The sequence below is a fragment of the Liquorilactobacillus sp. genome (assembly GCF_047719775.1).
In the GTDB taxonomy this organism is placed as follows: Bacteria; Bacillota; Bacilli; order Lactobacillales; family Lactobacillaceae; genus Liquorilactobacillus.
In genome coordinates this window covers 109,214-134,744 of record NZ_JBDNTS010000001.1, presented here as the reverse complement: position 1 = coordinate 134,744, position 25,531 = coordinate 109,214, and the positions used below count along the sequence as shown (strand labels likewise).

The following is a 25,531-nucleotide window of genomic DNA, read 5'->3' as shown; positions in this document are numbered from 1 at the left end:
CTGAAATGCTAGTTGTCATTATTAGATTCTCCTTTTCTTCCTAAGTTCTTAAACTTATTCCTATTTCTCAAATACCTTTTGTTGTTCCATAATTCTCTGTGCAATCCTAAGCACATCGCTCTCCGTACCACGCAATTCATATTCGGCAATTAACGGGAATCCAAAACGTTTTGCATACTGCTTCGCTGTCAATGCAAACTGTTTATTAAAGTTACGGTTACCACTGCCAATAATCCCATAACAATGTATGTAATTATTCTCATAAGCTAAATAATCACCAAGAATCGTTGTTAAAATTTCAGTATATCCGTTATCAGTCCCATTACCACCCTTTAAAAAAGCGGGTAAAAAGGTAACAAAAGGTAAATCCAACTTAGTAAATTGTGGAAATTCCTTAACATTAAGTGCATTAACTGTGATCTTTTGTTTACCAAAGTACTGCGTTAATTTCCCAATAAAAGCCTTAGTATTTCCACTAAGACTTATATAGAGAATATTTATTTGCCCATTCATAATTAGGTTTCACCTCCATATATAGTGCATGTGTTATATTGTAACACAATATATAGGGATTAGAAGCGAATATTTAAAATATATCTCTTGTTTTACATAAAAAAACAGCTCCATTTATGGATAAAAATACTAATTTTTCAGTCTTATATATCCTTTTCTGCTGTTTAAATTCCAACTATCTTTTAGTAGACAATTCTGTAATTAGTCCGAATATCTAAAAAAAGACCCACAGCACTGCCTTATATCGCAGTAACAAATTAACCACGAAAGAAAGACATTATTATGAGTATTTCCACTTTAATATAATTAGACTAATAAGTTATGTTTATCTTAGATTAGAATAGCTTGACTTCGATAAAATTACCATGATTGCTTTTGAATAAACTAAACATCATCTTTTTATTTAATTTTAAATAACCTATTGATCAATGATTTGTATTTTAGTTCCTACCTTGATTACTGGATAATCATTTTCGGATACATATATCGTTCCCGGAAGCTTAGCTGTTTCTTTTGAAGTAAAACTAATTGTTGTATGCCCTAATCTTCCAAGATTATGCTGTACTTCACTACCTACTGCAGTAATAATATACTTTTGATTATCAAACATTATTTTCATTTCAGGATTAATCTTCTCTGTTATTGGCACTACATTAATAATAAAACATGATGAACGTAATGCGTTCGGAGCTTCATTTCCAAAAAGAATTGCCATATTAATTGTCTTAAAATCATCTACTTCAGTTCCAATCTCAAGAACCTGTGTTGAAAAAATTACTTTTTCTTTCTTAGTTGCCATCTAAATCCACCTCACAAATCTAACGTCTTATTTGGCATACAATCCAAAGCTGGCAAGCCATGCTACAAAGACTCGCGGTACACCACTAATGAAACGGCTATATAAAACAGAAGGAACACCAACTTCAACCGTTTTAGAATCAGCCTCAGCTAACCCTAATCCAACCGGAATAAAATCACAACCATTTTGAGTATTAATAGCAAAGAGTGCTGGTAGTGCATATTGTGGTGGAATATTTCCCTTCCCAATTTCGACTCCAATCAGCGTCCCTATAACTTGTCCAATAACAGCTCCTGGACCAAGTAATGGTGATAAAAATGGCAAAGAACATATAAATCCTAAAATCATTAATCCCCAAGCATTTCCAGCCAACGGTTCCATGACATTGGCGAAAACTTTACCAATCCCCGAACCATTAATAATACCAATTAGCAAGGCAACAAACGCCATAAAAGGAATAATTGTATTAATTACAGTCTGAACAGCATCTTTACCAGCTTGGTTAAAGGTAGAAACAACTTTACCTGCACCTAAGCCAATCTTAGTTAAAATTCCTGGATTTTTAGTTTGGGCTGTCAGTGTTTTAGTATTATCAAATTTTACTGATTCATCGTTACTATCGTTATTATCAGCTTCAAATTTATCTTCGCTTGATGCCGACTCATCGGATAGAGTAATTTGGTCAACATCTACATTAGAAACATAATTACCTTCATTCATGAATTGTGCTAGAGGTCCACTTTTCCCAGTCATCAGAATATTAATTGTTTTAATTCCTTTTTTAGGATAGATGCCGCACCGCAAAGTTCCACCACAATCAACAATTGCTAATGCAGTTTCTTCATCAGGAATTGAAGTTTTAAAACCATCTACTGCTTCCATTCCTGTCAACTTAGCAATCTTATCAACAATAGCTGGTTTATTGCCGCCAGTTACATAAATAAACTTATGCTTTTTTGTAGTTGGGGTAATTATTAAGGGGCCTCCCCAGCCGCCAGAACCTTTAACTACTTTTATACTCCGATATTCTTTTGTCATTATTATAACCTCCAATACTGTTAATTATTAAACTCAACTTTTTTAGAAAGTGTAACTCCCTGTTGCTTGCAAACATAAGCAGTTGTAAAATCTGTAACCCAACCACCAAGAAAATTCATTACTAAGCCCACTAACAAGTAACGAATTGCCAAATCCATCGTATTCAAACCTAGTTTTTGAACTCCCTGTGCAATTCCTAGCCAAATGAAGTATTCAGATGGATTAATATGCGGGAAAACACCATTACTTGTATGACAAAATTGCGCAATTGAAGCATACCAGCTTGGTTTATAATACTCCGGTAAAAAACGTCCCATTGAATGTGACATCGGGTTACCCAACATGAATGCTGATATAAAAGGTAAAACTAAATATCTCGTAAATGGATTTTTGGAAGAAGCCTGTGCTAGTTTCACCATTTTTTTATCGCCAACAAATGCAATAATTGCATTCATTAGTACCAACAGCAATAAAACAACTGGAATAATTGAAGTCATCCAACCAATTAAGGTTTTTCCACCGCTTTCAAATAGGCCCATAAAACCTGAAGCTAATTCTGTTATAAATTTCATAATTTCAAGACTCCTTACTAATTAATTTGTTTTTCATGCTTATGTCCTAATACTTTGTAATAAAGCGACTTAATTTTCTCTACCATTGGCAAGCTCCATATTTTGATACTCGTATCAACATCCTGCAACTTTAATTTATTGGTTTTATAATTAATATAATTTTTATAGGCGTCCAGTAAACATACTCTGGTCAACCTGTCGAATTTTTTTAATTGTTCATAAGAAGAAGCAACCTCAGCCAAATTTCTATTTTTAAGCGCTTTCAATTCTTTGAATCTTGCAAAAATAGTTACCCCTTTCATCATTTGGGCTTCTTTAATTTCACCATTGTTTTCTACAGCAATCAGAATTAAAGTTCCTGATCTTAATTTCTTTGGGTTTTTCCCAATTGCCACTGGTGCTAACATTCTTAACTTGTGGAACGTTTTAGAAAAATTTTTTATCTGTCTTAGTCCCAGTAAGCCTTGTAATAAAAAGGCAGCCACTAAGATTATACCAAAGTAAAGTAACATCAAATCGCCTCCATCAATTGAATTAATCCCCGGTTTTGATCATAATTCTTCAAGTTATTAAAGATATTGCCATTGGTTGCTATGATTCTGATCAAGTCATAAACCTGTGCCAAAATCCTGCTTAAGTTTGCATCCAGCTTATAAGGAATTGCGACAAGAAATACAACCTTGACCTTCCTACTATCATAAGTAACCGGCTTGTTAAAAAGCCCAACCGTAACTAAAATTCTATTAAGCCCTGATTTATCAATTACATGCGGCAAAGCTACACCACTACTTAAAATATTACTTGAAAGGCGCTCACGCTTTATCCAATCATTTAAGAATTCCTCATTAAGCTGTCCAATCGATATTTCATGAACAATAAGCTGTTTGACTCGTTCAGTATACGAATCATCTTTCCCAGTAAATTTAGTTACATCAAACCTGCAAAAACCATTATTAATAGCTTCGTCAACTAATGAAATCTGCAAGCGTTCACGCAAAGTTCCTTGATTAAAAACCGAATTCAATCTAATTACCGGTGACTTATTAACTAACTTATTCTCTATCGGTAAACTGTTTGAAAAAATCAGCAAGTATTTATTTGAACTCGTTTCTAATTCAAGCTGTGAATTAAACAAATCAATCTTTAAATTTTCATTTAACAATTCTTTTAATTGCTCAATAATAAACTTTCTCATCCCATTACTTATAGGCTTAACTATAGCAATTCTGTAAATTACTGGTGAAGACATATACTCTTCAAGTTCCATCTGAAAATAAATACCTAGATAACTTAATTCATTCTTGTTAAATTTAATACCGGTTTCTTTAGTCATCAGCATTAATGTTTCTTGTGCTAATTCAGCCGCAACTGGATATTTATTCAATATACTGCTCGAAATAACTCCCTCTGCTTTTATCCCATAAATGGCTCGATTAATTAAAAATAATAGATGATACCTTAATTCAATAAGCAAGCGATCGAAATCCAAATTCACGTCCAGCTTTTCTTTAACAACTGGAAAAACATTCTTCATTAATTCACCAACATCGTTTAGCGCATATTCAATCAGTTCATCGTCACTTGCAGATAATTTTTTTATGTTGAACGGATAAAGGATAAATTCCCATTCCACATCATTCAAAGTTTCTGAAACAATGCTTGAAATTACTTTTTTTAATTTTCTTATCATTTCACTTCGGACTACTTCGTGATAATATCTGCATGGCTTATTAATTTGAATGCCATATTTTCTTAACCAAACAATAATCGAAATGTTCCGTTTGACCATCGTAACCGTATCGTTATTATCATCCACTTCTTTGACTGCTCCAGTTAACTCACTATCAAATATACTGTTCAAAATTAAATCAAAGTCATAATATTTTGCAACTATGTTCCTAGCGACTACCGCATAACTGTATAGATGCTCAGTATTCAACCGAATTCCGTTATTAGGTCTTGCTTGTACTGTTACACCATAAAAAGATACTAATTCTTTCAACGCCTTCAAATCATTATTGACTGTTCCATGACTTACTGATAGCTCACTTGCCAAATCATCAAGCGCAATATATTTTTGATTTTGCATTAGTAACTTTTGTAGAATTGCTGCTTGTCTCTTGTTTGGATCATTAAAGTCCAAATCTTGTTTTAAAAAATTAGTTTGAATTTTAACAACAGCAGCATAATCTTCTATTGTTAGATAAAACTTTGATTTATTAACATTAATCTTGGCAACTCCATCAAGCTCCTTATTAATCTCGCGAATATTCTTTGCGATAGTTACCCTCGAAGTATTAAAGCGTGTTTGTATCTCCTCCAAAGCCAACGCTTCATTTTTAATAAAGAAATCCAACATTTCAAAATTTTGTCTATCCATAATCTCACCATATTTTTAATTTAGCCACGACTCTTCCCACCGGCAACATTGATTGTTACTCCTGTAATATAACTTGCACGATCTGATAATAAATAATTGACAGCATCAGCAACCTCTGAAAGCTTTCCACTTCTACCTAATGGTGTTGTTGTTGTACTCTTGTAACCAGCACGGATATCAGCAACCGTTTTATGACGTGTATATGCTAGTGCTTCTTCATATGATAGAGTCCGCAAGCCCGTGGCTTCCATAATACCAGGTGCAACTCCAACAACTCGGATGTTATGTTCCCCTAGTTCCTTAGACCACGAGCGTGTAAATCCATTGATTGCGCCCTTAGTTGCAGAGTAAACGCTCTGGCCTTGTGAACCTTCCAATCCTGCCTCTGAAGACATATTTACAACAACACCATACTTTTGTTTTTCAAACTGATGAACAACTGCTTGCGATACTAGAAAAACACTTTTTACATTTACTGCAAACATTTTCTCAAAATTGTGTTCTGTAAATTCATACTTACTCTCTGGATCAGTCGCATCCGCCAACAAACGTGGCAAATTTATTCCCGCATTATTAACCAATCCATCAATATGCTTTTGTTCAGAAATAACTTTATTTACCAAAGAATTTACTTCTGCTTTATTAGTTACGTCTGTCTTTACAAAGTGCAAATTCTTATCCTTAAAGCCCCCTTCATTTAAATCTGCATCATAAACAATTGCCCCATTATTCAATAATTCAGTTATAATTGCCTTGCCAATTCCCGATGATCCTCCCGTTACAATATAGACCCTACTAAAAATATTAATCCATGAATCAATCATTTAAATTTTCCTCCTCATTGTTTCTTTGTTCACAGATTAATATAGTTGAAAGCGCATTCTCTAACAATCCAATGTTTTTTCAACTTTTTTTCAAAACAATGTATTAATTACCACTATCGCCAAATAATAGTGTAAAAACATGACCAACCACTTAATCAGAGTTATGTTTTTAGGACAAAGATTGGCAATATAATGTCAAAAATAAAAAAATGCTTATCTTTAGTAGAATCATCCACTAAGGATAAACAACTTTTTGCAATTTATAATTTGGATGGCAATTCAAAACAACGAGGATAAAGTTCTCTTTTAACTTGCTTATTGCCTTAACTCCTTTGCTAATTCGTAGCGCTTTACCTTACCGCTAGCTGTTCGTGGCAATCTTTCTACCTTCACAAACTGTTTGGGAATTTTAAACCGAGCCAATTTTTTACTCCCATACGCAATCAATTCATTATCTGAAATCATTTGAGAACCAACATAAAATCCTACCGGCACTTCACCCCACTTATCATCAGGAACACCACAGACTGCAAATTCGGTAATTGTTGGAAATCCAGCATATGCATTCTCAATCTCATCTGGGAAAATATTCTCGCCCCCAGAAATTAACATCTCGCCTTTTCTTCCCTCGACAAACAAAAATTTAGCCTCATCATAATGTCCAACATCACCCGTCTTAAACCAGCCATCTTCTGTTAATTTTTCTTCAAAAATATGTGTAGCTCCTAAGTATCCAGACACAACATTAGGTGCCTTAATTTCAATTTCTTTTGTTTTTTCATTAATTCTAAGCTGCACAGGAAACAGTGGTTTTCCAACAGACCCTACTGCATTTAGCGCATCACTAAAACTCAACGCAACGACTTGTGAACAAGTTTCTGTCATACCATAAGATTGAATAACCGGTAGCTTTAAGGCAATACACTGCCGCAGTGTCTGTTCATCAATTGCAGCTCCTCCCAAAAGAAAACATCTAAAATCCTGATTGTACCCTCCTGCAGGGAACGATTCTAACAGCCGCTTCAACATTTGAGGAACCACAGACATCAAAGTAACAGGTTGTTCTTGCAGCAACCACGTTACTTGCTTTTCCTGAAAATGTTCGACTAGCAACACTGGCATTCCATATATTAAGCTGCGCATCATTATTGAGAATCCACTAATATGAAAGATTGGAACTGCGCATAGCCACATATCGTTGGCTTGCAAACCAAGATTAATAGCTGAACCTACAGCTGAAAAGAAATGATTCTTAAATGTCTGTAATACTCCATGCGGATTCCCAGTTGTTCCTGAAGTAAACATGATTGTTGTTACTTGGTCATCTTTGTATTCTTCTACCACATGAGGTTCGTGCTTGGCAAGTTGTTTTATTTGTGATAGCTTCCAACATTTGACATCTGCAAATTCTGTTAATTCTGCTAGCTCTTTATTTCTTGTCTGTAAAGAATCATCAACCAAAACACAGTCCACATTTGCAATTTTAATCTGCTTTGATAATTCAAATAAACTCAACCTGAAGTTAAGTAAAACAATCTGTACTCCCAGTTCCTGTAATGCTAGTACCGTCAAGTAACTGCTAGGAGTATTTGCAGCCAAAAATCCGATTCGCCCGGTTGATTTGTCAATTATATTCTGTAACTTACCACTAAGCATCCTTGTTTCGTCTTTTAATTGTTGAAAAGACCAGCTTCGATTTTCAAAAACTAACGCTGTTTTATTAGGAACAAGTGCTGCTTGTTTATTTAACCAATTTTCCAAAACATAGCATCCCCTTTCAATTATTAAGGGAATTTAGGAAACTGGTCAAAATTCGGTTTTCTTTTCTCATTGAAAGCATCTCGGCCTTCTTTTCCTTCGTCAGTAGTATAAAAAAGCATTGTAGCATCTCCTGCTAATTGTTGAATGCCAGCCAAGCCATCTGTATCTGCATTCATCGCAGCCTTTATAAAGCGTAAGGCAGTTGGTGACTTTGTCAGTATCTCATCACACCATTCAAGCGTTACCTCTTCCACCTGCTCCAAAGGCACAACTTTGTTAATCCAGTTCATCGCATATGCTTCATCAGCTGTATACCAATGGTTCATAAACCAAACTTCCTTTGCACGTTTGTGCCCTATTACCCGTGCAAGATATCCTGATCCATAACCTGCATCAAAGCTCCCCACTTTCGGACCAGTTTGTCCGAACATTGCGTTATCAGCAGCAATTGTTAAGTCACAGACCAGTTGTAAAATATTGCCGCCACCGACTGACCATCCCTTAACCATTGCAATAACTGGTTTAGGAATTATTCTAATCAGATGCTGTAAGTCAAGCACATTTAATCTGGCAATCTTATCAGATCCAACGTACCCGCCATTTCCACGAATACTCTGATCTCCACCTGAACTAAATGCCTTATCTCCGGCACCTGTTAAAATAATCACCCCAACTGTACTGTCATCTCGGCAAATCGTAAAGGCGTCAATTAACTCTTCAATTGTCAGTGGTGTAAAAGCGTTACGTTTTTCTGGTCTATTCATCGTTAACTTAGCAATTTTCCCAGTTCTTTCAAAAATTATTTCTTGGTAGTTCTTAACCTTCGTCCATTCCCTAGTTGTCATCTTCATAGTCCTTTCTGTTACAATAAGAATAAATTAATCTTGGAGGCATTCCAAATGAATCTGCTTGAATACTTAAACATTAAAACTATTAAAACATCTAAACAACAAGTTGTCCTTTCCCTAGAGGTTGATGAAATACATAAGCAGCCCTATGGTTTATTACATGGCGGCATTAATGCTGTTCTTGCCGAAACAGCAGCCAGTATGCTGGCTAATCTAAACGCCCCAGCCGGATTTGCAGCTGTTGGGATTAACATCAATACAAATCATCTTGCAACCGTAAAAGATGGCAAGGTCGAAGCCATTGCTGAACCTATAAAAATTGGAGCAAAAATACAGGTTCTAGCTGTCACAACGATTAGCTATCCTGAAGAAATCAAAACCAGCTACAGCACTGTCACAACGACGTTCCATAAAAAATAATGTTTTTATCCATCCGTAATTTTAGCATAAAGCTGCGTTAAAAGTTAAAATTCTATCTTGCTGTAACAATCTAACCTTATTATTATCTAATTACTCAAATAATTGCTGCTTTTTTTCTGCAAATTGAAGTCGACTTCTTTTAAACCTTGGAAGCATACTGCCTGGACTCTTTCGAGAAATATCATTCATGCAGTTCCAGTGGTAATCCATCTGGATCAAAGAAAAACGTCATCTTCTCTCCCGTAAAGTCATCTCTTCTTATCTCTTCTACTCTAATTTTTTGAGCCTTAAAATTTTCAACAATCGCTTCAATATTCGTAACCTTGAATGCTAGGTGTCTTAGTCCTGTTCCTTCACCAACCGGATATGATAGGCGCTTGGGGGCATCTGGTTTAATAAATAATTCAAGCCGTAGGTTCCCCTTTTCTATATCAATTTTCTCATCATTTTTTTCAATTCTTCTATAATCTGAAATAATCTTGAAACCAAGCTTATCAACGTAGAAACTAAGTGTTTCCTTTCTATCATGGCAAATTATTGCAATATGATGAATATCTTCGAAAATCATTCAAGTTCACCTTCTAAATTTTTTTTGTTCATCTTAAAATAACAGCTATCTCACCTGTAACCTCATTTTCACAAGGTGTACGTTATAGTTAGATTAATTCTAACTAAATTACTTAAGTTGTCAATTAATCATATACGCTTACCAACTAATAGATTAAAATATTTCTGTATGTTAAAATCGCCTTATAACATTGTCATTTATGAAGGGAGCTTGTTAAATGTTCACATTGTTTATCCTGTTACTTCAACGACTTGGAATCATACTTGTTTTAGCATTTCTATTAGTCAACGTCCCCTTTTTTCGCAAACTAATTGACAAAAAAACACGTAAAGCTAAGCTTTTTCTAATCATAATTTTTACTATTTTTGCTATAATATCAAATCTAACTGGTGTTGAAATAGCGAAAGACAATACTTTGATTCAAGCTCCTTTTCTAACTGGTTTACCACAATCTGATTCTATTGCGAATACTCGAACACTCGTGATTACAGTTGCTGGAATAATCGGTGGTCCCTTTGTTGGTGGTTTTGTTGGCTTCTTTGGCGGGATACATCGTGTAATTCAAGGAAACTTCTCAGATTTCTTTTATATCTTTAGTTCTACTTTGGTTGGTCTTTGTATTGGATTTTTGTCGAAAAAGTTTTGTCAAAACAACTTTTATCCTTCTTTTTTCAGTGCAGCACTCCTAGGGTTATTTGCAGAACTCATCCAGATGGCTTTCGTTGCTGTTTTTAGCGGACTAGACCTCGTTAAGCTGATTATAATCCCAATGTGTTTACTCAATAGTATTGGTGTTTCAGTATTCATCTCAATATTGAATGCATACCTTTCAAATGAACAACAATTGATGGCTGTACAAACTCATAATGTCTTGAATCTAACAAACGAAACCCTTCCTTATTTCAGACAGGGTCTTAATATCAACTCTGCCCATCAAGTCTGCAAAATCATCAAAGAGTTCACTAATTTTGATGCTGTCGGAATTACTGATAGAGTGAACGTCCTTGCACATATTGGTGCTGGAGAAGACCATCATCTTGCGGGTCAGGTAGTTTTAACAGATTTATCGAAACACGTAATTTCAAGTGGTGAAACTAAATATGCTTACCACCGCAAGGAGATAGGCTGTCCCCATCCGGACTGTCCCCTTGCGTCCGCAATAGTACTCCCCTTAAAGGTCAATAATAAGACCATTGGTGCACTTAAGATGTATTTTAATAAAGCCGAGAGCCTCACACCCGTTGAAGAAAATCTTGCTACTGGCCTTGCATCAATTTTTTCTGGTCAACTAGCTCTAGGAATGGCTGAAGAACAGGCAAAATTAATTAGCGATGCAGAGATTAAAGCTTTGCAGGCTCAAATAAACCCACACTTCTTTTTCAATGCGATTAATACCGTCAGTGCGCTCATGCGGACAAATGTTGAACAAGCTCGCAGTTCATTGATGCAGCTAAGTACATTCTTTCGTTCAAGTCTGCAGGGAATCTCCGAAACGGAAATCCCCTTAGAGCAAGAAAAAAAACACGTAAATTCATATCTATCACTTGAACAAACCAGGTTCCCTGAAAAATATATAATTGATTACAAAATTTCCGCAAGTCCACAAACCAAGGTTCCACCATTTTGCATTCAGGTTTTAGTTGAAAATTCAATCAGACATGCTTTTCCCATTAGAAAAAATGGCAACAAGATAACAATCACGGTCTGTCAAACAAAACAAAATATTGTTATCATTGTCAAAGATAACGGAGTCGGAATTGACCCAGAATTGCGTACACGTTTAGGACAAGAAACAATCGCATCAAGTACAGGAACAGGAACAGCATTAGTTAATCTGAATAGACGTTTAATTGGCCTATATGGAAATGAAAGTCATCTACAGATTACAAGTTCTGCGGAAGGTACAACAATCCAGATTAATATTCCTAATAACAATATAGCTACTATCTAATTAAGTTATTCAAATTAGTACACTTGTTAAAGAACTCCTTCAGATAGCTTTTAACATGATAAAAAGAGCTGGACCAAAAGTTAAACTTTGATCTAGCTCCATTATTTATTTAGAGTAGCCGTGTTCCATGAGTCAAAATTCTCCATCTAACTTCAAATTACTTATAGCAAAACCCTCGCTGTTCGTAACTTCATGTTAGTAGTCAAATTTACTAACTCATGTCATATACCCAATTATTTTGTCGTGAACCTACTCAAATTTATCTTTTTGCTTCACTAATCAATTCTTTCAATGCTTGCTTCTTAAAATCCTTTTGTGCCTGTAGACTAGCTTTAGCTGTTAATGCCTGTTGCTCTTGTGTCGACATGGTTGGATCCTTGGTCATAGCTGCTGTTAATTTTTCTTTAACTTGTGCCTTAATATATGCCTTGGCTTGAGCTTGAACCTTAGTTTGGTCTTCGTTCTTAGCTAATTTTTGCAATTTCTTAGCTTGTTGTGTACTGAGGACAGCCCAAGTGTCATTTATTTTAAAAGTATTGTAATGGCGAATTAATTTGTGCCCATTCCCTAAAATCCCAAACCAAAACTTATAAGAATTACTCTTATATTCCCATCTAAGGGTTCTCGTAACAAGTTTTGCTGACCCGCTTGTTTTTCGTACCTTATTTTGTGTATTCGCAGGATCTGGATTAGTTGTCGTTGCTTTTTTCTGACTTGATTTAGCTTTATAGATATACACTTTTTCTTTACCCGAAGTACCAACCGTTTGATACAATAACAAATTAATTTGTTTTGAAGAAGCGGTTGAAACCAATTTACTGGTCTTAACATTTTCCACTTTATGCATTCCAAAATGACGTTTATCATTTTCAATCAAAAAAATCATTGAAACGATCAAACCTAGCGCAAAGATAACACTTAAAACATTTCGTAAAAGAGCTTTATCAATATTAATCATTGAAACAAATAAAAGTATGGCACAAATGATTAAACTAAAGATGATCATTATTTGTCACCCCCAACTGACTGCTTTTTATGCAGCATTTCTTTTGGAGTGCTACTGCTTACAAAGAAAGCAACTAGGAGTCCAATTGCACTGAAACCTATAGCCACAATGAATGCGGCATGATAACCACCTAAAGTTGCTGAAAAAGCAGCATTTTTGTAAGCTAACGGATCAGATTTAAGCATTGCTTTAGCTGGCATATCACTCTTTGTAACATTTGTTAAAATACTAATTAAAATAGCTGTCCCCACGGAAGCTGCTACCTGCCGAATGGTATTGTTTACGGCCGTCCCATTACTCATCATCTTAATAGGCAATGAGTTCATCCCAGAGGTCGTTACTGTCATCATTGACATTGCTATCCCTGCCATTCGAATTGCGTAAAGTGTAACTATATATAATAAAGGTGTTGTCTTTGTCACGAACATGAATGGAATTGTTCCTACTGTTAGTAAGAATAGTCCTGTAATTGCTAAACGTTTTGCACCAATTCTATCGAAGGCCCGACCAGCAATTGGACTCAATATTCCCATCATTAATGCCCCAGGTAATAAAGTTAGCCCTGAATGAAAAGCACTTTCTCCTCTAACTGTTTGCAGATATAATGGTAATACCATTTCAACCCCAATCATTGCCATCATCAAAACAGAGCTTAAAAGCGCCGCACTTGAAAATTCAGGATTTTTTAGAACCCTTAAATCTAAAAATGGTTTTTCCAAACGGAATTGACGAATACCAAATGTAATCACAAAGATCACACCAACAATGATTCCTATTAAGACTACTGCACTTCCCCAACCTTTTTCACCTACTTCAGAAAATCCATAAAGTAAGCTGCCAAAACCAATTGTAGAAAGCATAGCTGAAAACCAGTCAAGTTTAATTTTGCTCGTTGGTAAAACACTCTTCATTAACCAAAAACCGGCAATAAAGACAATTACGGAAATCGGAATTAATATTCCAAATAATGCTCTCCAATTGTAGTTATCAATAACCCAACCAGAAAGAGTCGGCCCAATAGCAGGTGCTACACCAATAACCAGCCCAGCCATTCCCATTGCCGCACCACGTCTATTAGCAGGAAAAATGGTTAACATCAAGGTCTGTAGCAGTGGCATTGTTACACCAACACCCAAGGCCTGTACAAGTCTACCCGTTAATAAGAAACCAAAGTTAGGTGCCGTGTAACAAATTAGCGTCCCTATTAGAAAAACAAACATGGCACTTTGATATAACATTTTCGAGTTCATTCTGGTTGTAAGCCAAGCACTAATTGGTATCATCACACCACTGACCATCATAAAACCTGATGACAGCCATTGAACAGTAGATGTGTTGATATCAAAGCTCTTCATAAGAGTCGGAAATGCTGTTGTTAAGATTGTCTGATTCAATACCGTACAAAACGAACCAACTAATAATAAAGTCACAAGAAGTGCTCTATTATAGGGCTTTCCGTTTTGATCAATTGCTTTATCCAATTTAAATTCTCTCCCTTTTGCCAAATGTCATTTAATATTAAGTATTAATTTTCTTTATATGAAAAAAATACAAGTCTCACTTTTCTAAATATATACTCATCTTTTTTCTTTGTCAAATTAATTGACAAAACTGTAATAAAAGTTACAATTATTGAATAGAAGCTTACAAAGGGAGACTATTATGGATAGTGCACAAAATAATATCTACGTTGATCGATTCAAAGAAATCTTGAAACATGAACACTTTCTTTTGGGAATTGGCGAAATTGCAAAAGCAACGGGTGTTTCACAGCGGCAACTTCGTTATTGGGAAGAAAAAGGGTATATAAAGTCCGAAGATAATAAAAATGATTCTAAAAGCTGTGACGGCCGCCATCGAAAGTACAGCCATTTTACTTTTTTGAAGGTCTCAATGATTCAAACCTTCATTAATGATGGTTATACTTTAAACGCAGCCGTTAAAAAAACAAATGAGCACAGTCTTTTAGGCAAGGCTGTGAAGCAATTTTTGAAAGAACGAATACTAGCTGTAAATATTATCCAAGATGGCTACGAATTAGATCTTGGTTCAATAGACGATATCCCAGGAAAACATGTTTATGTACTTATTCAAAAAAACGAAAAGACAAGGCTTATTTTAAGAGATTTGGCGTGATTTTACATGGTTCCTCCTGCTGCGCTTTTTTTATTGTGTCCAAAGTTACTTAATCCTAGTCTTTCTGCGTCTTCGCTAGTGGTTGACTTTGCTGTATAATTAACTTGGACTTACCATCACCATTTCTCTGGAGGAATATAAAATGAAAGTACTTATTATTGATGACGAACCGCTTGCACGTAATGAATTAGAATTCCTTTTAAAACAAAATATTGCAGTAACAACTACATATCAAGCAGAGAGCATCCAAGAAGCACTCGATATCATCTTAAGTAAAAAAGTTGATCTGTTGTTTTTAGATATCTCTTTAAATAACGAAAATGGGTTCAAATTAGCAAATGAACTCAATCAATTGGCCGTTTCCCCCTTTGTAATTTTTGCAACAGCATATTCAAATTATGCCGTCCAAGCTTTTGATATCAATGCCCTTGACTATATTTTAAAACCATTTGAACAATCTCGGATTAACCAAGCAATTAAGAAGGCTCAAGTGGCTATTCTAAATAGGGATAAATCAAAAAAAGAACCCGTACTACCAGACAAGAATCGCTTTATTTCAATTCCGACAGAAGATCGTACGGTTGTAATAAAAAGTAACGAGGTCGTTTCAGCTGTTACAGAAAATGGGCTCCTATCAATTTATACGATGGACAATACTTACGTTTCACATGAAACCCTATCTTGGTTACGTGAATATTTAGATCAGCAAAATTTTGTACAAGTTCATCGCAGTTCAATTGTTAACATCAATAACATCGCTGAAGTTCAACCTTGGTTCAATCATAATTTCATACTAATATTAACCAATCAACAACGTGTCCCTGTAGGTCGTTCTTACTTAAAAAGTTTAAAATCTATTCTAAACATGTAGTACTTCATTCATCCCTTCAAATGAACTGTTCACTCCCCTTTTTTTACATTTAACCCAATAAATATGCTTTTTTGTTTCAGCTTAAGTTATCCTTACCTTGAAAATAATTAAAGGAGGATGATTTATGATGAATTCAAAAAAGAATGGAGCTTCCGTTTTATTACAGATGGGTATATACTCTGCTATTCTCTTTGTTTCAAACATTATCTCTAACCTATTCCCAGCATCAATGCCTGTTCCCACTCCAGTTATTGGCTTAATAATTCTATATTCTCTATTAACATTTAAGATCATCAAAATTGAATGGGTCGAATCTCTTGGCACTTTCCTTATCAGCATCATTGGGTTTCTTTTTGTACCTTCCGGTATTTCACTTGCAGCCAACTTAGATATAATGAAAACTGCCGGTGTGCAACTCGTATCAGTCGTCCTTTTCTCAACAATCATTTTGTTAGTCGTTACAGCGTATACAACCCGTTTCTTTATCTTCTTGCACACACACCAAGAAAAAACTAAGCAAGCTAAACTACTTACGAAGAAAATCTATGCTGAAAAAGCTCAAGTAACGAATGGAGATGATCGTCATGGCAATGTTTACTAACATCTTTTTTGGAATCTTTCTTTCACTATTCGTATATCTGATAGGTCAGCAACTATTCAAGAAATTTAATGGTTTCTTCTTATTCCAACCTTTGTTTGTTGCAATGATATTAGGTATTTTTATACTGTTCATACTCTCAAAGTTACTAAATATAAATATCGCCAGCTTTTATCAGAAAGCATACAAACCGGGCGGAGATATCCTCTTCTGGTTTTTAAGCCCAGCAACTATCGCATTTGCAATTCCTTTGTACAAGAGAAACGACATTGTTAAAAAATACTGGAAAGATATTTTGGCCGGTTTATTGATTGGAACAACGCTATCCTTAGTATTGATTATCACTTTTTCAAAACTTATGGGACTTAATCATACTAGTATCGCATCAATGCTTCCCCAAGCAGCAACAACTGCAATCGCATTGCCTATTTCCACTGCCATTGGCGGCAATGCATCAATCACCGCAATGGCTTGTATCCTAAATGCTGTCATTATCTATGCGCTTGGAAAGTATCTCTTCAAAATCTTTCACTTGGGTGCTGATCCAATTGGTGCTGGACTTGGACTAGGAACTTCCGGTCACACAATTGGAGCCGCATTTGCGCTTGAAATAGGTTCTGTAGAGGGCTCAATGGCAGCTATTGCCGTTGTTGTAATTGGAGCAGTTGTTGATTTATTAGTCCCCATAATTTCACATATCTTCTTATGATTCATAATCAGAAATTTCGTTTAGTCAACTTTATCAGATTTTTCATAATTAATATTTACATGCGTACGCTTTTAGAATTAGGCTCCAAGGCTGGATTAAAAATTAAATTTTATTACATTATATCCAGAACCAGTAATAGAACCGTGTCAAGAATCATCTTTGACACGGTTCTATCGTCTTATCTGCACATTAGAACTATAATCCATATTTTAAAGCGGTCCGTCATTTACATCCCAAAATTAAACTAATTTTAACTCTCTGGGTCAATTCTTCTCCCGATACTCTTTATCAAGGAGACATCATTTTTATATTCCTGTGACGTCATGTCAACATTCGCAAAACATGAAGTCAACTTACCCTTAATCTCGTACTTCTTATTCTTTCCTTTTTTTGACAGTGCAATGTAAACCCGACGCCCATCCTCATCACTATGCTTACGCTCAATCCAGCCATCCTTTTCCATTCTCTTTAATAATGGCGTTAATGTTCCATTATCAAGACTTAACTTTGCACCAATTTCCTTAATCATCATCGGCTCACCGTTTTCCCACAATGTTAAAAGGGTAATGTACTGTGGGTAAGTCAACTTATACTCTTTTAATGCACTAGCGTAAAACTTATTATAAATTTTTTGTGCTGTATAAATGGCAAAACAAAGCTCATCATCCAATTTATCCGGCTTATGCTCTAATCCCATCATCGTTCTCCTTCTTCCGCAAGATATCGTTATTTATTATACAATTAAACACTCACAATTCCGATATATTTTTTAATAAGAAACCAAACCTCTGTTGTTAGACTGATCTGCCTTCTTATGAAATTTCTGTTTGAGTTATGTTTTACATAAAAAACACATCCACCACTACCTTTTTTATTATAGCATTTTATTTCATAGTAGTCGTAAAATAACTTGGTTAACTTCTTTATTTTATTTTGAAGATGTTTAGCATTTTACCATATTATCTGTTAATGTAGTAAAATAGTATTAACGATTCATAATTACTTGGAAGCGAGGTTTTTCGATGAAAAGTTTGATAGATACTTATACTCTAAATAATGGTGTAAAGGTACCAATTGTTGGCTTCGGCACATGGCAAACACCCGATGGGGCAATTGCAAAAGTAGCTGTGAAATCAGCGTTATCATCAGGTTATCGCCATATTGATACTGCTGAAATGTATGGAAATGAAAAAAGCATTGGGGCCGCTATTAAAGAAAGCGGCGTTTCTCGCAATAGTCTGTTCATAACAAGTAAGTTATCCAATTCTGACCATAGTTATGAAAAGGCAGCCACAGCCATTGAAAAATCGTTGCGCGATTTGCAAGTTTCAACCCTCGATCTTTTTTTGATTCATTGGCCAAACCCCAAGATGTTCCGTGATTCTGATTGGAAAAAACATCTGCAAGACACTTGGCGCGCATTGGAAGATGCATATAAGGCAGGAAAAATAAAAGCCATTGGTGTTTCCAATTTTAAAGAACACCATTTCGATATTTTAAAAGAAACACAAACAGTTAAACCAATGGTTAATCAAATTCGAATCTGTCCTGGAGATTATAATGAAGAACTCATCGATTATTGTAGGAATGAAAACATTTTGTTAGAGGCATACAGCCCTCTAGGCACAGGAAAGATTTTTACAGATAAAATAATGGCAGAAATTGCTGAAAAAAATAATAGGACAGTCGCTCAAGTCTGTCTTCGTTGGTCCCTACAACACGATTTCTTACCTCTGCCAAAATCAATTCATGAGGATCGCATCGAGGAAAATTCTCATTTATTTGATTTTGAATTATCTGATTCTGATATGGCTACAATTGATAATTTAAAAGATATTGTTGGCCACGTTGCAGATCCTGATACAGCTGAGTTCTAAATCAAATTATCTTTGAATTTAGTTTTTCTATTCAGTTTGAAAAAAGGAAGTGCATTTATGACAAAAACAGTAAATAAAGATTTAATAAAAGAAAACTTGTATCAGGCAGTGAATGGTGAATGGTTAAAGACTGCCAAAATTCCTTCAGATAAATCATCTACTGGCGGTTTCGCAGACTTGGCAGACAATATTGAAAAGGTACTAATGTCTGATTTTGAAAAAATGTTAAAAGAGCCCAATAATGTAACGGATCCTTATCTAAAAGAATTCATAAGCTTCTATGCGCTAACTTCTGATTTTAAAAAAAGAGATACTGCTGGCTTTGAACCTGCCAAAAATTACCTTTCTGTGATTGAAAAGCTTGACTCTTTCGCGTCTTGGGAAAAACAACTTGGTTCATTAACATTGGCAGATTATCCGACACCTTTTTCAATTTATCTTGCACCTGATATGAAAAATACGACTGCCTATGCGCTGACAGCAGATGTTCCCAGTCTGATTCTCCCAGATAAAACCTACTATGAAGCTGACAACGAGTCGTCTAAGGCTCTCCTTGGAATCTATACTAAAATGCTGGCCAAGCTCTTTAAGCTTGCTGGCTATGCTGAAGATGCTACCAATAAAATAATTGCGGGCACGTTGGCTTTCGATAAATCAATTGTTCCTTATGTGAAAGATAGCACCGAGTTGGCAGACTACGTAAAGAGCTACAATAAGTATACTTTTGCTGATTTTCTTAAATTCAGTAATAATGTCAATTTGAAAAAATATGTAGCTGCACTAATCCATGACAATCCTGACCAAGTTATTGTTGCTGAACCAAAATTTTACGAAGCTTTTGATAAAATTATTAATCCGGAAACTTTCGATAATATGCGCAGTTGGCTCCTCTCAAAGACTTTATTATCAGTGAGCTCTTCTCTTTCCGATGAAGCACGAATCATTTCAGGTGAATATTCTAGGGCGATCTCTGGAAGCAAAGAACCAATGTCACCACAAAAAAGTGCTTTTTATCAGGCTGTTAATGTCTATAGTCAAGTAGTTGGGCTATACTATGCACATAAGTATTTCGGACCAGAAGCAAAAACAGACGTGATTGACATGGTCAAAAAGATGATTGATGTTTATAAAGAGCGCCTACAAGATAACGATTGGCTGGGTGAAGAAACCCGGAAAAAAGCTATTTTAAAATTAGAAAAACTTGGAATTCAAGTTGGTTATCCTGATAAACTAACAGAAATTTACAAGAAATTTATCGTTGAAGATAATGATTTGTTTAGTAATACTCTCAAGTTTACACAATTATCCATTATTGACCACTACAATAAGTGGAAGAAGCCTGTTGACCGGACAGAATGGGAAATGAGTGCATCTACTGTCAATGCTTATTATCATCCTTCTTATAATATCATTGTCTTTCCCGCTGCAATTTCACAAGCACCTTTTTATAGTTTAAATCAATCTTCAAGTGAGAACTTTGGGGGAATAGGTGCAGTTATTGCACATGAAATCTCACATGCCTTTGATAATAATGGTTCTCATTTCGATGAATTTGGTAACCTAAATAATTGGTGGAGTGACTCGGACTTAGAACATTTCCAGAAACTTGCTGATGCAATGATTGCTGAATTTAACGAACTTGAAACTCCAGCAGGTAAAGTAAATGGTAAATTAGTTGTTTCAGAAAATATTGCCGATGTTGGTGGTCTAAGTTGTGCCCTTGAGGCTGCCAAAAAAGAAGAAGATGTAAATCTCAAGGATTTCTTCTTCAACTGGGCTCGTGTATGGTGCCTCAAATCTTCGTTAGAAAGGCAGAAGTTACTACTTAACATTGATGTTCATGCACCTCATGAATTAAGAGCAAATATCCAACCGCAAAACTTGGCCGATTTTTACTCAACATTCAATATTTCATCTGGAGATGGAATGTATCTGCCAGAAGAAAAACGAGTTGTAATCTGGTAGAATTGCTGATATCTCCAAAAAGAGAGAAAGTTTTGACTTTAGAAACACAACTATTCATAGTAATCAAAAAAGATGCTAGATCGAAATTTTGATCTAGCACCTTTTTTGGATTCACTTAATATTGTTTTCTGTTCAAATTACATAGTACCTACATCTAATATTTTAGAGATAAGCCATTCACACTCCATCTCTTCTTTATTTAAAGTCCAAGATATTAACCTGTTCATCGACGTAATCTTTTACAACATCATCATGTGTCGCAACTATTACTATTTTCCCAGCATTTGCCATTTCTTGCAGACTAGTTAAAACTAATTGCCGATTTAGATTGTCCAATGCACCTGTCGGCTCATCAGCCAATATAATTGAAGGATTTTGTAGACTAAGTCTCGTTAAAGCAACCCTTTGTGTTTCTCCACCTGATAACGTATAAACCTTTCTTTTTAGATACCTATCAGTAAGACCGTATTTTTCAAGATGTTTCTGTAATTCTGAAAGTTTATATTTTTTTACAATATTTAGATTCTGCATGACATTGTCTTCATCAACTAATGCATAGTTTTGAAATAAATAGCCGATAATTTTTCGATAATAGTCTAAAATATTTATCGTGTTAATATTTTTATCATCCAATGTAATTGTTCCGGCTGATAAATTATTCAATCGTCCGATGCTATTTAATAACGTTGTTTTTCCACCACCGGATGGTCCAACTAATGCATACATTTTCCCAGACTCAAAAGTATAGTTTACATTATTAAATACAACATAGTCATCAAATACCTTTTTTGCATTTTTAATTCTTAAAGAATGTTCCACTCTTCTATTCCCCCTTTATTACACTGGATATTTTCTTATTTAAACGCCTGCTTTGAATTCTTAATAATATAAATTCATCAAAATTTGAAAGTCCGAAAAGTGCCAATGCAACTGTTTGATCTTTAGTAATCAGTAAAACTATGCCTGCTTCAACGAGGCTCATTACAAATATTAAGAAAATAAACTTTCTAAATATTTTTAAAAAGTGCGTTCCTAACAATCTTTGAATGGCGATTTTCTTGCGATTATTGCTAAAATAGACACTGTTTAGCGCTATATTCTCAATCACTACTATTGATAACGCAATTCCAAAGACCGTTACTAAAAGTCGCAAGTTATTCTGAACTGTCGCTAGTTGCTTCATTGCATAACTTTTCGTATTAATTATGCTGCCTATATAATTTGTTATTCTGGCAAATTTCATTCCCTTTTGAATCGTTGAAACACTCGGACTAAGAAAAGCCTCATTAGAAAGATATGTTAACCAAACACTATTTGCGTCCACATTCTTTTGACTTGTTCCACCTAGAGATTCATTTGATAACACCGCTACAACTGCCGAATTGACAGTTCCTTCATAATAACCTAGATCTAGTGCCGCTGTACTATAGGTAAAAAGCTGCTGTCCTTTTTTAATTTCAATTGCTTTAATATGTAATTTTACGCCCATCTTTTTCTCAGCACTATTAAGCCACAAGTATTCACGGTATGATTTTAAAATTTGCTGCCGTCCAACATACTGATCGGTAGGAATGAGAACATAAGTTGTCTGCGTGTCTTTTGGTAAAATCACCTGATTTCCATCTGGATCAATAACATGATTTACCTTTAAATAATTGGCATTCACACTCAAAACATGCCCACTAAACAAATCTGAAACATTACCCTGATTACTGCTCCAACCTTGATAATTAGCTAACATTCCCCCATGGTTTTCTAAGTAATTAAAGAAGATTGCTGCTTTGTGATTTAATCGCTTTGTTTCCTCAGCTGTACTCTGTATCGAGGCTAAATTAACAGTATAATAAGTCTTCCCTTTCGTCCAAATTGATAGCTGGTCTTTTAATTGACGATCTTGTTTTAAGGTACCAAGTAATGAGACAAAAGCTACACAAACAAAAACTTCAATAACAATTTTGATTGCCATATTAATATAGAATGACATTTGACTCCGCATATCGCCTTTAATAGCATTAACAATCGTCTGTCTTGAATGAATCCTTGCCCTAATTACTGCTACAAAGATCATTACTACTGCTGCAATTACGTATAATACGAACGCAAAATATAACATTATGTGGTACGTATTTGTAAATCCACTTAACTGCATATATAGTGCTAGTATCATCAAACCAATTAAATAAACACTCACAAAATAGCTTTGATCCGATAAAAAACTACGGAATGCATCTTCAAAGTTTGACATTCCTAAAAGACTTCTAATATTTATTTTCTTTAATTCTCTTAAATTTGCCAGTAATAAAACTATACCTAGTATTAAAAACGTTAGTAATATTAAATTAAAGACTTGATTGATCTCTAGAAAATTTAGAATTCCCCAGTTCCAACTCTCATTAACTTTTTCATATTGAATTCCATTTTTCTTAAACATTTTTTCAATTGAGGAACTGTTTGTATGACCAATAAAATACAACGGGTATCTAATATCACTAGTCATGAATTCATTCTTTGTTGCTTTAGTTCCTGCTGGAAGCCTTCTTTTTTCCCCATATACATACATCCTGGTACTTGTATCATTTCCACCATCTACAATCGGTACACTAAAAACCTTAATAGCTGAGATCTTATGTTTTTTCGTATAACTATTAATTGCTTGATTGAACTTAGTAGAGTTGAGACCATTTTTCATCCCATTAATTTCATAAGATGTATGGCTTGATTCAATATAAGTTGTTCCTAGTGAACGTATAAATGCAAAAAGCACAAGTAAACAAATTATACTCACAAAACTTACTACAACATGCCTCGTTCTCTTCAATACAAATCCTCCCAGAGTTATCATTGGCGATAATTATTTTAGTATATCTCAAAATCAAAAAAATAAGAATATATTTTTATTTTTAATTTTAATTATATAACACTAAAAACTATTAGACTACCTTGATATACAATCAACAACTGAACAGTAAAGATATTTGATTTTTAATTCAAAATAATCAAGATACAAAAAAGCTCATAATTGCTAGACTTATTCGTCCAATAATTATGAGCTTCTTTCCTGATTTTAAAGCTTATGAATAATTTTGCAATTACTCAAAACTGACCAATTTTATTTTCTTTTACTTTTATATGCTCTTCGCTTTGCTTTTGCTATAACTCTCTTTTTATCTTTTTCAACTTTTTTCTTTTCTTCACGCTCACGATTAATTTTAAATGGATTACTTATTAACAGTGTCTGTCCTGCCGAAAAGGCATTTCCTATCACCCAATAAAGCGATAATGCTGATGGTAAGGAGATTGCAGTTACTAAGATAAATATCGGCATCCCATATGTCATTGCAGTCGTCATCCCATTTTGTTCTGGCTGTGACATCACACTCAGCTTAGAAGTTAAAAATGTAAAGATTGCAGCCAAGATAGGTAAAACAAAATATGGATCCTTATCTCCAAGTTTCATCCATAAAAATGTACCACTCTTCAAAACTTCAGATCTCAAAATAGCCTGATATAAAGCAATTAAGATAGGCATCTGGATTACCATTGGTAGACAACCAGCAACAGGATTAACACCAGCTTCAGCATATAGTTTTTGTTGCTCTGCACGTAACTTATTCTGCGTTTCCGTATCCTTTGCGGAATATTTACCTTGCAGTGCTTTCAACTGGGGTTGTAACTCTGTTGTTTTTCTCATGCTTTTCATCTGATAAAACATAAGAGGCAAAAGAATGACACGAATAATGATTGTAAACAAAATTATGCCTAAACCGTAACTATTGCCAAAAACCTTACTTAAAAACATGATTGCTTGGACAAAGCTCCAAATTATGTAATGATCCCATATGCCAGAGCTATTCTGAGTTACTGTTGACGTACTACAACCACTTAAAATAAAAACTAGTCCCACAACACATAATAGTGTGAGAATACGTTTTGTTTTTTTCACTACATTCCCCTCACTTCACAAGCTTATTTCAGCAAAACATGAGCCAGGCGTAGGACATGTATTAAGTTTTTCTTGGTATCAGCCATTGACACGCCTGAAATTGGTGGACGAGCAATAATTATAAAGTCACAATCCTGCCGTAAATTAGGTTTTAGTTCTGTTAAACTCTGCCTAATTCTTCGCTTAACCCAATTACGTGCTACTGAATTCCCAATTCTCTTCCCTACAGATATCCCTACCCTAAAATGTAACTGATCTGGTTTATCAATTACATAAACAACAAATTGTCTATTCGCACAAGACTTTCCTTGCATGAATACTTTTTGAAAATCTGCTTCCTTTTTGACACGGTATGATTTTCGCATAATCCATCTCCATGTGTCGTATAAAAATCTACATCAAAATAAAAGACCACTGACGGTCAGTGGCCTATGCAGACAATACTTTTCTACCTTTACGACGTCTACGTGCTAAAACAGAGCGACCGTTACTTGTACTCATACGTTTACGGAAGCCATGCACTCTTTGTCGATGACGTTTCTTAGGTTGATATGTTCTCTTCATTGGATTTTCCACCTCCTTGATAGACACTTAACAATGATAACGAAAATTTTACTAAAAAAACAAGCTTTTGTCAAGTCCTTATCTACGCAAGATATTTTATCATAGATTATCTACGGATTAAAGTAAATAAAAAAACAACCTGCAAAGTTATCCACAAAAAAGTTAAAAAGTGCTTATCTCCTGTGGAT

26 protein-coding genes are annotated in these 25,531 nt (G+C 34.8%); 8 read left to right on the top strand and 18 right to left on the bottom strand.

Going from position 1 to position 25,531, the window contains the following annotated elements:
* Positions 1-60: 60 nt before the first annotated feature.
* The 9 genes from nrdI to menB form a co-directional block, all read right to left on the bottom strand.
* Positions 61-513, bottom strand: a complete 453-nt coding sequence (gene nrdI / locus ABF682_RS00625; RefSeq protein ID WP_415618667.1) for a class Ib ribonucleoside-diphosphate reductase assembly flavoprotein NrdI — start codon at positions 511-513, stop codon at positions 61-63.
* A gap of 418 nt (positions 514-931) precedes the next feature.
* Positions 932-1,312 carry a PTS glucitol/sorbitol transporter subunit IIA gene (locus ABF682_RS00620; protein WP_289978790.1) on the bottom strand — a complete coding sequence of 127 codons (381 nt, stop codon included), beginning with the start codon at positions 1,310-1,312 and terminating at the stop codon, positions 932-934.
* A 27-nt stretch (positions 1,313-1,339) separates the two neighbouring features.
* Entirely contained in the window at positions 1,340-2,350 is a 1,011-nt protein-coding gene (locus ABF682_RS00615; RefSeq protein WP_415618666.1) for a PTS glucitol/sorbitol transporter subunit IIB, read from the bottom strand.
* A 20-nt stretch (positions 2,351-2,370) separates the two neighbouring features.
* Positions 2,371-2,922: a PTS glucitol/sorbitol transporter subunit IIC gene (locus tag ABF682_RS00610; RefSeq protein WP_289978792.1), complete on the bottom strand. Its 552-nt coding sequence runs from the start codon at positions 2,920-2,922 to the stop codon at positions 2,371-2,373.
* Between the two features lie 17 nt (positions 2,923-2,939).
* On the bottom strand, positions 2,940-3,434 hold the full coding sequence (locus tag ABF682_RS00605; protein ID WP_415618665.1) for a transcriptional regulator GutM: 495 nt from the start codon (positions 3,432-3,434) through the stop codon (positions 2,940-2,942).
* Positions 3,434-5,302, bottom strand: coding sequence for a BglG family transcription antiterminator (locus ABF682_RS00600; RefSeq protein ID WP_415618664.1), 1,869 nt, complete (start codon positions 5,300-5,302; stop codon positions 3,434-3,436). The genes ABF682_RS00605 and ABF682_RS00600 overlap by 1 nt, the downstream gene beginning before the upstream one ends.
* Before the next feature lie 20 nt (positions 5,303-5,322).
* Positions 5,323-6,126 (bottom strand): SDR family oxidoreductase, encoded by an 804-nt coding sequence (locus ABF682_RS00595; RefSeq protein WP_415618663.1) that lies wholly within the window; start codon positions 6,124-6,126, stop codon positions 5,323-5,325.
* A 315-nt stretch (positions 6,127-6,441) separates the two neighbouring features.
* Positions 6,442-7,887 carry an o-succinylbenzoate--CoA ligase gene (locus tag ABF682_RS00590; RefSeq protein WP_415618662.1) on the bottom strand — a complete coding sequence of 482 codons (1,446 nt, stop codon included), beginning with the start codon at positions 7,885-7,887 and terminating at the stop codon, positions 6,442-6,444.
* A gap of 23 nt (positions 7,888-7,910) precedes the next feature.
* Positions 7,911-8,732, bottom strand: coding sequence for a 1,4-dihydroxy-2-naphthoyl-CoA synthase (menB, locus tag ABF682_RS00585; protein ID WP_415618661.1), 822 nt, complete (start codon positions 8,730-8,732; stop codon positions 7,911-7,913).
* A gap of 54 nt (positions 8,733-8,786) precedes the next feature.
* Between menB and ABF682_RS00580 the strand changes: the two genes are divergently transcribed.
* Positions 8,787-9,155 (top strand): PaaI family thioesterase, encoded by a 369-nt coding sequence (locus ABF682_RS00580; RefSeq protein WP_415618660.1) that lies wholly within the window; start codon positions 8,787-8,789, stop codon positions 9,153-9,155.
* A gap of 181 nt (positions 9,156-9,336) precedes the next feature.
* Here the strand turns inward: ABF682_RS00580 and ABF682_RS00575 are convergent, their stop codons facing one another.
* Complete coding sequence (locus ABF682_RS00575; RefSeq protein WP_415618659.1) at positions 9,337-9,723, bottom strand: VOC family protein; 387 nt, start codon at positions 9,721-9,723, stop codon at positions 9,337-9,339.
* 217 nt (positions 9,724-9,940) lie between these two features.
* On the opposite strand from ABF682_RS00575, the gene ABF682_RS00570 reads away from it, so the two are divergent.
* A complete protein-coding gene (locus ABF682_RS00570; protein WP_415618658.1) occupies positions 9,941-11,674 on the top strand; it encodes a LytS/YhcK type 5TM receptor domain-containing protein in 1,734 nt (577 codons plus the stop codon).
* Between the two features lie 259 nt (positions 11,675-11,933).
* Here ABF682_RS00570 and ABF682_RS00565 read toward each other — a convergent pair whose 3' ends face one another.
* Both ABF682_RS00565 and ABF682_RS00560 read right to left on the bottom strand, forming a co-directional pair.
* Positions 11,934-12,680, bottom strand: coding sequence for a DUF4811 domain-containing protein (locus ABF682_RS00565; RefSeq protein ID WP_415618657.1), 747 nt, complete (start codon positions 12,678-12,680; stop codon positions 11,934-11,936).
* A complete protein-coding gene (locus tag ABF682_RS00560; RefSeq protein ID WP_289978812.1) occupies positions 12,680-14,161 on the bottom strand; it encodes an MDR family MFS transporter in 1,482 nt (493 codons plus the stop codon). The genes ABF682_RS00565 and ABF682_RS00560 overlap by 1 nt, the downstream gene beginning before the upstream one ends.
* Positions 14,162-14,342: 181 nt before the next feature.
* On the opposite strand from ABF682_RS00560, the gene ABF682_RS00555 reads away from it, so the two are divergent.
* The 4 genes from ABF682_RS00555 to lrgB all read left to right on the top strand — a co-directional run bounded on the left by ABF682_RS00555 (position 14,343) and on the right by lrgB (position 16,994).
* Entirely contained in the window at positions 14,343-14,816 is a 474-nt protein-coding gene (locus ABF682_RS00555; protein ID WP_289978814.1) for a MerR family transcriptional regulator, read from the top strand.
* A gap of 142 nt (positions 14,817-14,958) precedes the next feature.
* A complete protein-coding gene (locus ABF682_RS00550; RefSeq protein ID WP_289978816.1) occupies positions 14,959-15,687 on the top strand; it encodes a LytR/AlgR family response regulator transcription factor in 729 nt (242 codons plus the stop codon).
* A gap of 124 nt (positions 15,688-15,811) precedes the next feature.
* Positions 15,812-16,288, top strand: a complete 477-nt coding sequence (locus tag ABF682_RS00545; RefSeq protein ID WP_289978817.1) for a CidA/LrgA family protein — start codon at positions 15,812-15,814, stop codon at positions 16,286-16,288.
* Entirely contained in the window at positions 16,272-16,994 is a 723-nt protein-coding gene (lrgB, locus tag ABF682_RS00540; protein ID WP_289978818.1) for an antiholin-like protein LrgB, read from the top strand. The genes ABF682_RS00545 and lrgB overlap by 17 nt, the downstream gene beginning before the upstream one ends.
* A 250-nt stretch (positions 16,995-17,244) precedes the next feature.
* On the opposite strand, the gene ABF682_RS00535 is transcribed toward lrgB, so the two are convergent.
* On the bottom strand, positions 17,245-17,691 hold the full coding sequence (locus tag ABF682_RS00535) for a MarR family winged helix-turn-helix transcriptional regulator (protein ID WP_289979062.1): 447 nt from the start codon (positions 17,689-17,691) through the stop codon (positions 17,245-17,247).
* A 325-nt stretch (positions 17,692-18,016) separates the two neighbouring features.
* Between ABF682_RS00535 and ABF682_RS00530 the strand changes: the two genes are divergently transcribed.
* Both ABF682_RS00530 and ABF682_RS00525 read left to right on the top strand, forming a co-directional pair.
* Complete coding sequence (locus tag ABF682_RS00530) at positions 18,017-18,871, top strand: aldo/keto reductase (RefSeq protein ID WP_289978821.1); 855 nt, start codon at positions 18,017-18,019, stop codon at positions 18,869-18,871.
* A gap of 57 nt (positions 18,872-18,928) precedes the next feature.
* The gene (locus tag ABF682_RS00525; RefSeq protein ID WP_415618656.1) at positions 18,929-20,836 is read left to right on the top strand and encodes a M13 family metallopeptidase; all 1,908 of its coding nucleotides are present in this window, start codon (positions 18,929-18,931) and stop codon (positions 20,834-20,836) included.
* A gap of 195 nt (positions 20,837-21,031) precedes the next feature.
* On the opposite strand, the gene ABF682_RS00520 is transcribed toward ABF682_RS00525, so the two are convergent.
* The 5 genes from ABF682_RS00520 to rpmH form a co-directional block, all read right to left on the bottom strand.
* Positions 21,032-21,655, bottom strand: coding sequence for an ATP-binding cassette domain-containing protein (locus ABF682_RS00520; protein ID WP_415618655.1), 624 nt, complete (start codon positions 21,653-21,655; stop codon positions 21,032-21,034).
* Positions 21,656-21,659: 4 nt separating this feature from the next.
* The gene (locus ABF682_RS00515; protein ID WP_415618654.1) at positions 21,660-23,654 is read right to left on the bottom strand and encodes a DUF1430 domain-containing protein; all 1,995 of its coding nucleotides are present in this window, start codon (positions 23,652-23,654) and stop codon (positions 21,660-21,662) included.
* A gap of 291 nt (positions 23,655-23,945) precedes the next feature.
* A complete protein-coding gene (yidC, locus tag ABF682_RS00510; RefSeq protein WP_289978829.1) occupies positions 23,946-24,779 on the bottom strand; it encodes a membrane protein insertase YidC in 834 nt (277 codons plus the stop codon).
* Positions 24,780-24,802: 23 nt separating this feature from the next.
* Positions 24,803-25,144: a ribonuclease P protein component gene (gene rnpA, locus ABF682_RS00505; RefSeq protein WP_289978832.1), complete on the bottom strand. Its 342-nt coding sequence runs from the start codon at positions 25,142-25,144 to the stop codon at positions 24,803-24,805.
* A 64-nt stretch (positions 25,145-25,208) separates the two neighbouring features.
* On the bottom strand, positions 25,209-25,343 hold the full coding sequence (rpmH, locus tag ABF682_RS00500; protein ID WP_289978833.1) for a 50S ribosomal protein L34: 135 nt from the start codon (positions 25,341-25,343) through the stop codon (positions 25,209-25,211).
* Positions 25,344-25,531: the final 188 nt, after the last annotated feature.

Bases quoted from the DNA above. Each gene is read 5' to 3' on its own strand.
- nrdI (WP_415618667.1), bottom strand. From the start codon at position 513: ATGAATGGGCAAATAAATATTCTCTATATAAGTCTTAGTGGAAATACT.
- ABF682_RS00620 (WP_289978790.1), bottom strand. From the start codon at position 1,312: ATGGCAACTAAGAAAGAAAAAGTAATTTTTTCAACACAGGTTCTTGAG.
- ABF682_RS00615 (WP_415618666.1), bottom strand. From the start codon at position 2,350: ATGACAAAAGAATATCGGAGTATAAAAGTAGTTAAAGGTTCTGGCGGC.
- ABF682_RS00610 (WP_289978792.1), bottom strand. From the start codon at position 2,922: ATGAAATTTATAACAGAATTAGCTTCAGGTTTTATGGGCCTATTTGAA.
- ABF682_RS00605 (WP_415618665.1), bottom strand. From the start codon at position 3,434: ATGTTACTTTACTTTGGTATAATCTTAGTGGCTGCCTTTTTATTACAA.
- ABF682_RS00600 (WP_415618664.1), bottom strand. From the start codon at position 5,302: ATGGATAGACAAAATTTTGAAATGTTGGATTTCTTTATTAAAAATGAA.
- ABF682_RS00595 (WP_415618663.1), bottom strand. From the start codon at position 6,126: ATGATTGATTCATGGATTAATATTTTTAGTAGGGTCTATATTGTAACG.
- menB (WP_415618661.1), bottom strand. From the start codon at position 8,732: ATGACAACTAGGGAATGGACGAAGGTTAAGAACTACCAAGAAATAATT.
- ABF682_RS00580 (WP_415618660.1), top strand. From the start codon at position 8,787: ATGAATCTGCTTGAATACTTAAACATTAAAACTATTAAAACATCTAAA.
- ABF682_RS00575 (WP_415618659.1), bottom strand. From the start codon at position 9,723: ATGATTTTCGAAGATATTCATCATATTGCAATAATTTGCCATGATAGA.
- ABF682_RS00570 (WP_415618658.1), top strand. From the start codon at position 9,941: ATGTTCACATTGTTTATCCTGTTACTTCAACGACTTGGAATCATACTT.
- ABF682_RS00565 (WP_415618657.1), bottom strand. From the start codon at position 12,680: ATGATCATCTTTAGTTTAATCATTTGTGCCATACTTTTATTTGTTTCA.
- ABF682_RS00555 (WP_289978814.1), top strand. From the start codon at position 14,343: ATGGATAGTGCACAAAATAATATCTACGTTGATCGATTCAAAGAAATC.
- ABF682_RS00550 (WP_289978816.1), top strand. From the start codon at position 14,959: ATGAAAGTACTTATTATTGATGACGAACCGCTTGCACGTAATGAATTA.
- ABF682_RS00545 (WP_289978817.1), top strand. From the start codon at position 15,812: ATGATGAATTCAAAAAAGAATGGAGCTTCCGTTTTATTACAGATGGGT.
- lrgB (WP_289978818.1), top strand. From the start codon at position 16,272: ATGGCAATGTTTACTAACATCTTTTTTGGAATCTTTCTTTCACTATTC.
- ABF682_RS00535 (WP_289979062.1), bottom strand. From the start codon at position 17,691: ATGGGATTAGAGCATAAGCCGGATAAATTGGATGATGAGCTTTGTTTT.
- ABF682_RS00530 (WP_289978821.1), top strand. From the start codon at position 18,017: ATGAAAAGTTTGATAGATACTTATACTCTAAATAATGGTGTAAAGGTA.
- ABF682_RS00525 (WP_415618656.1), top strand. From the start codon at position 18,929: ATGACAAAAACAGTAAATAAAGATTTAATAAAAGAAAACTTGTATCAG.
- rnpA (WP_289978832.1), bottom strand. From the start codon at position 25,144: ATGCGAAAATCATACCGTGTCAAAAAGGAAGCAGATTTTCAAAAAGTA.
- rpmH (WP_289978833.1), bottom strand. From the start codon at position 25,343: ATGAAGAGAACATATCAACCTAAGAAACGTCATCGACAAAGAGTGCAT.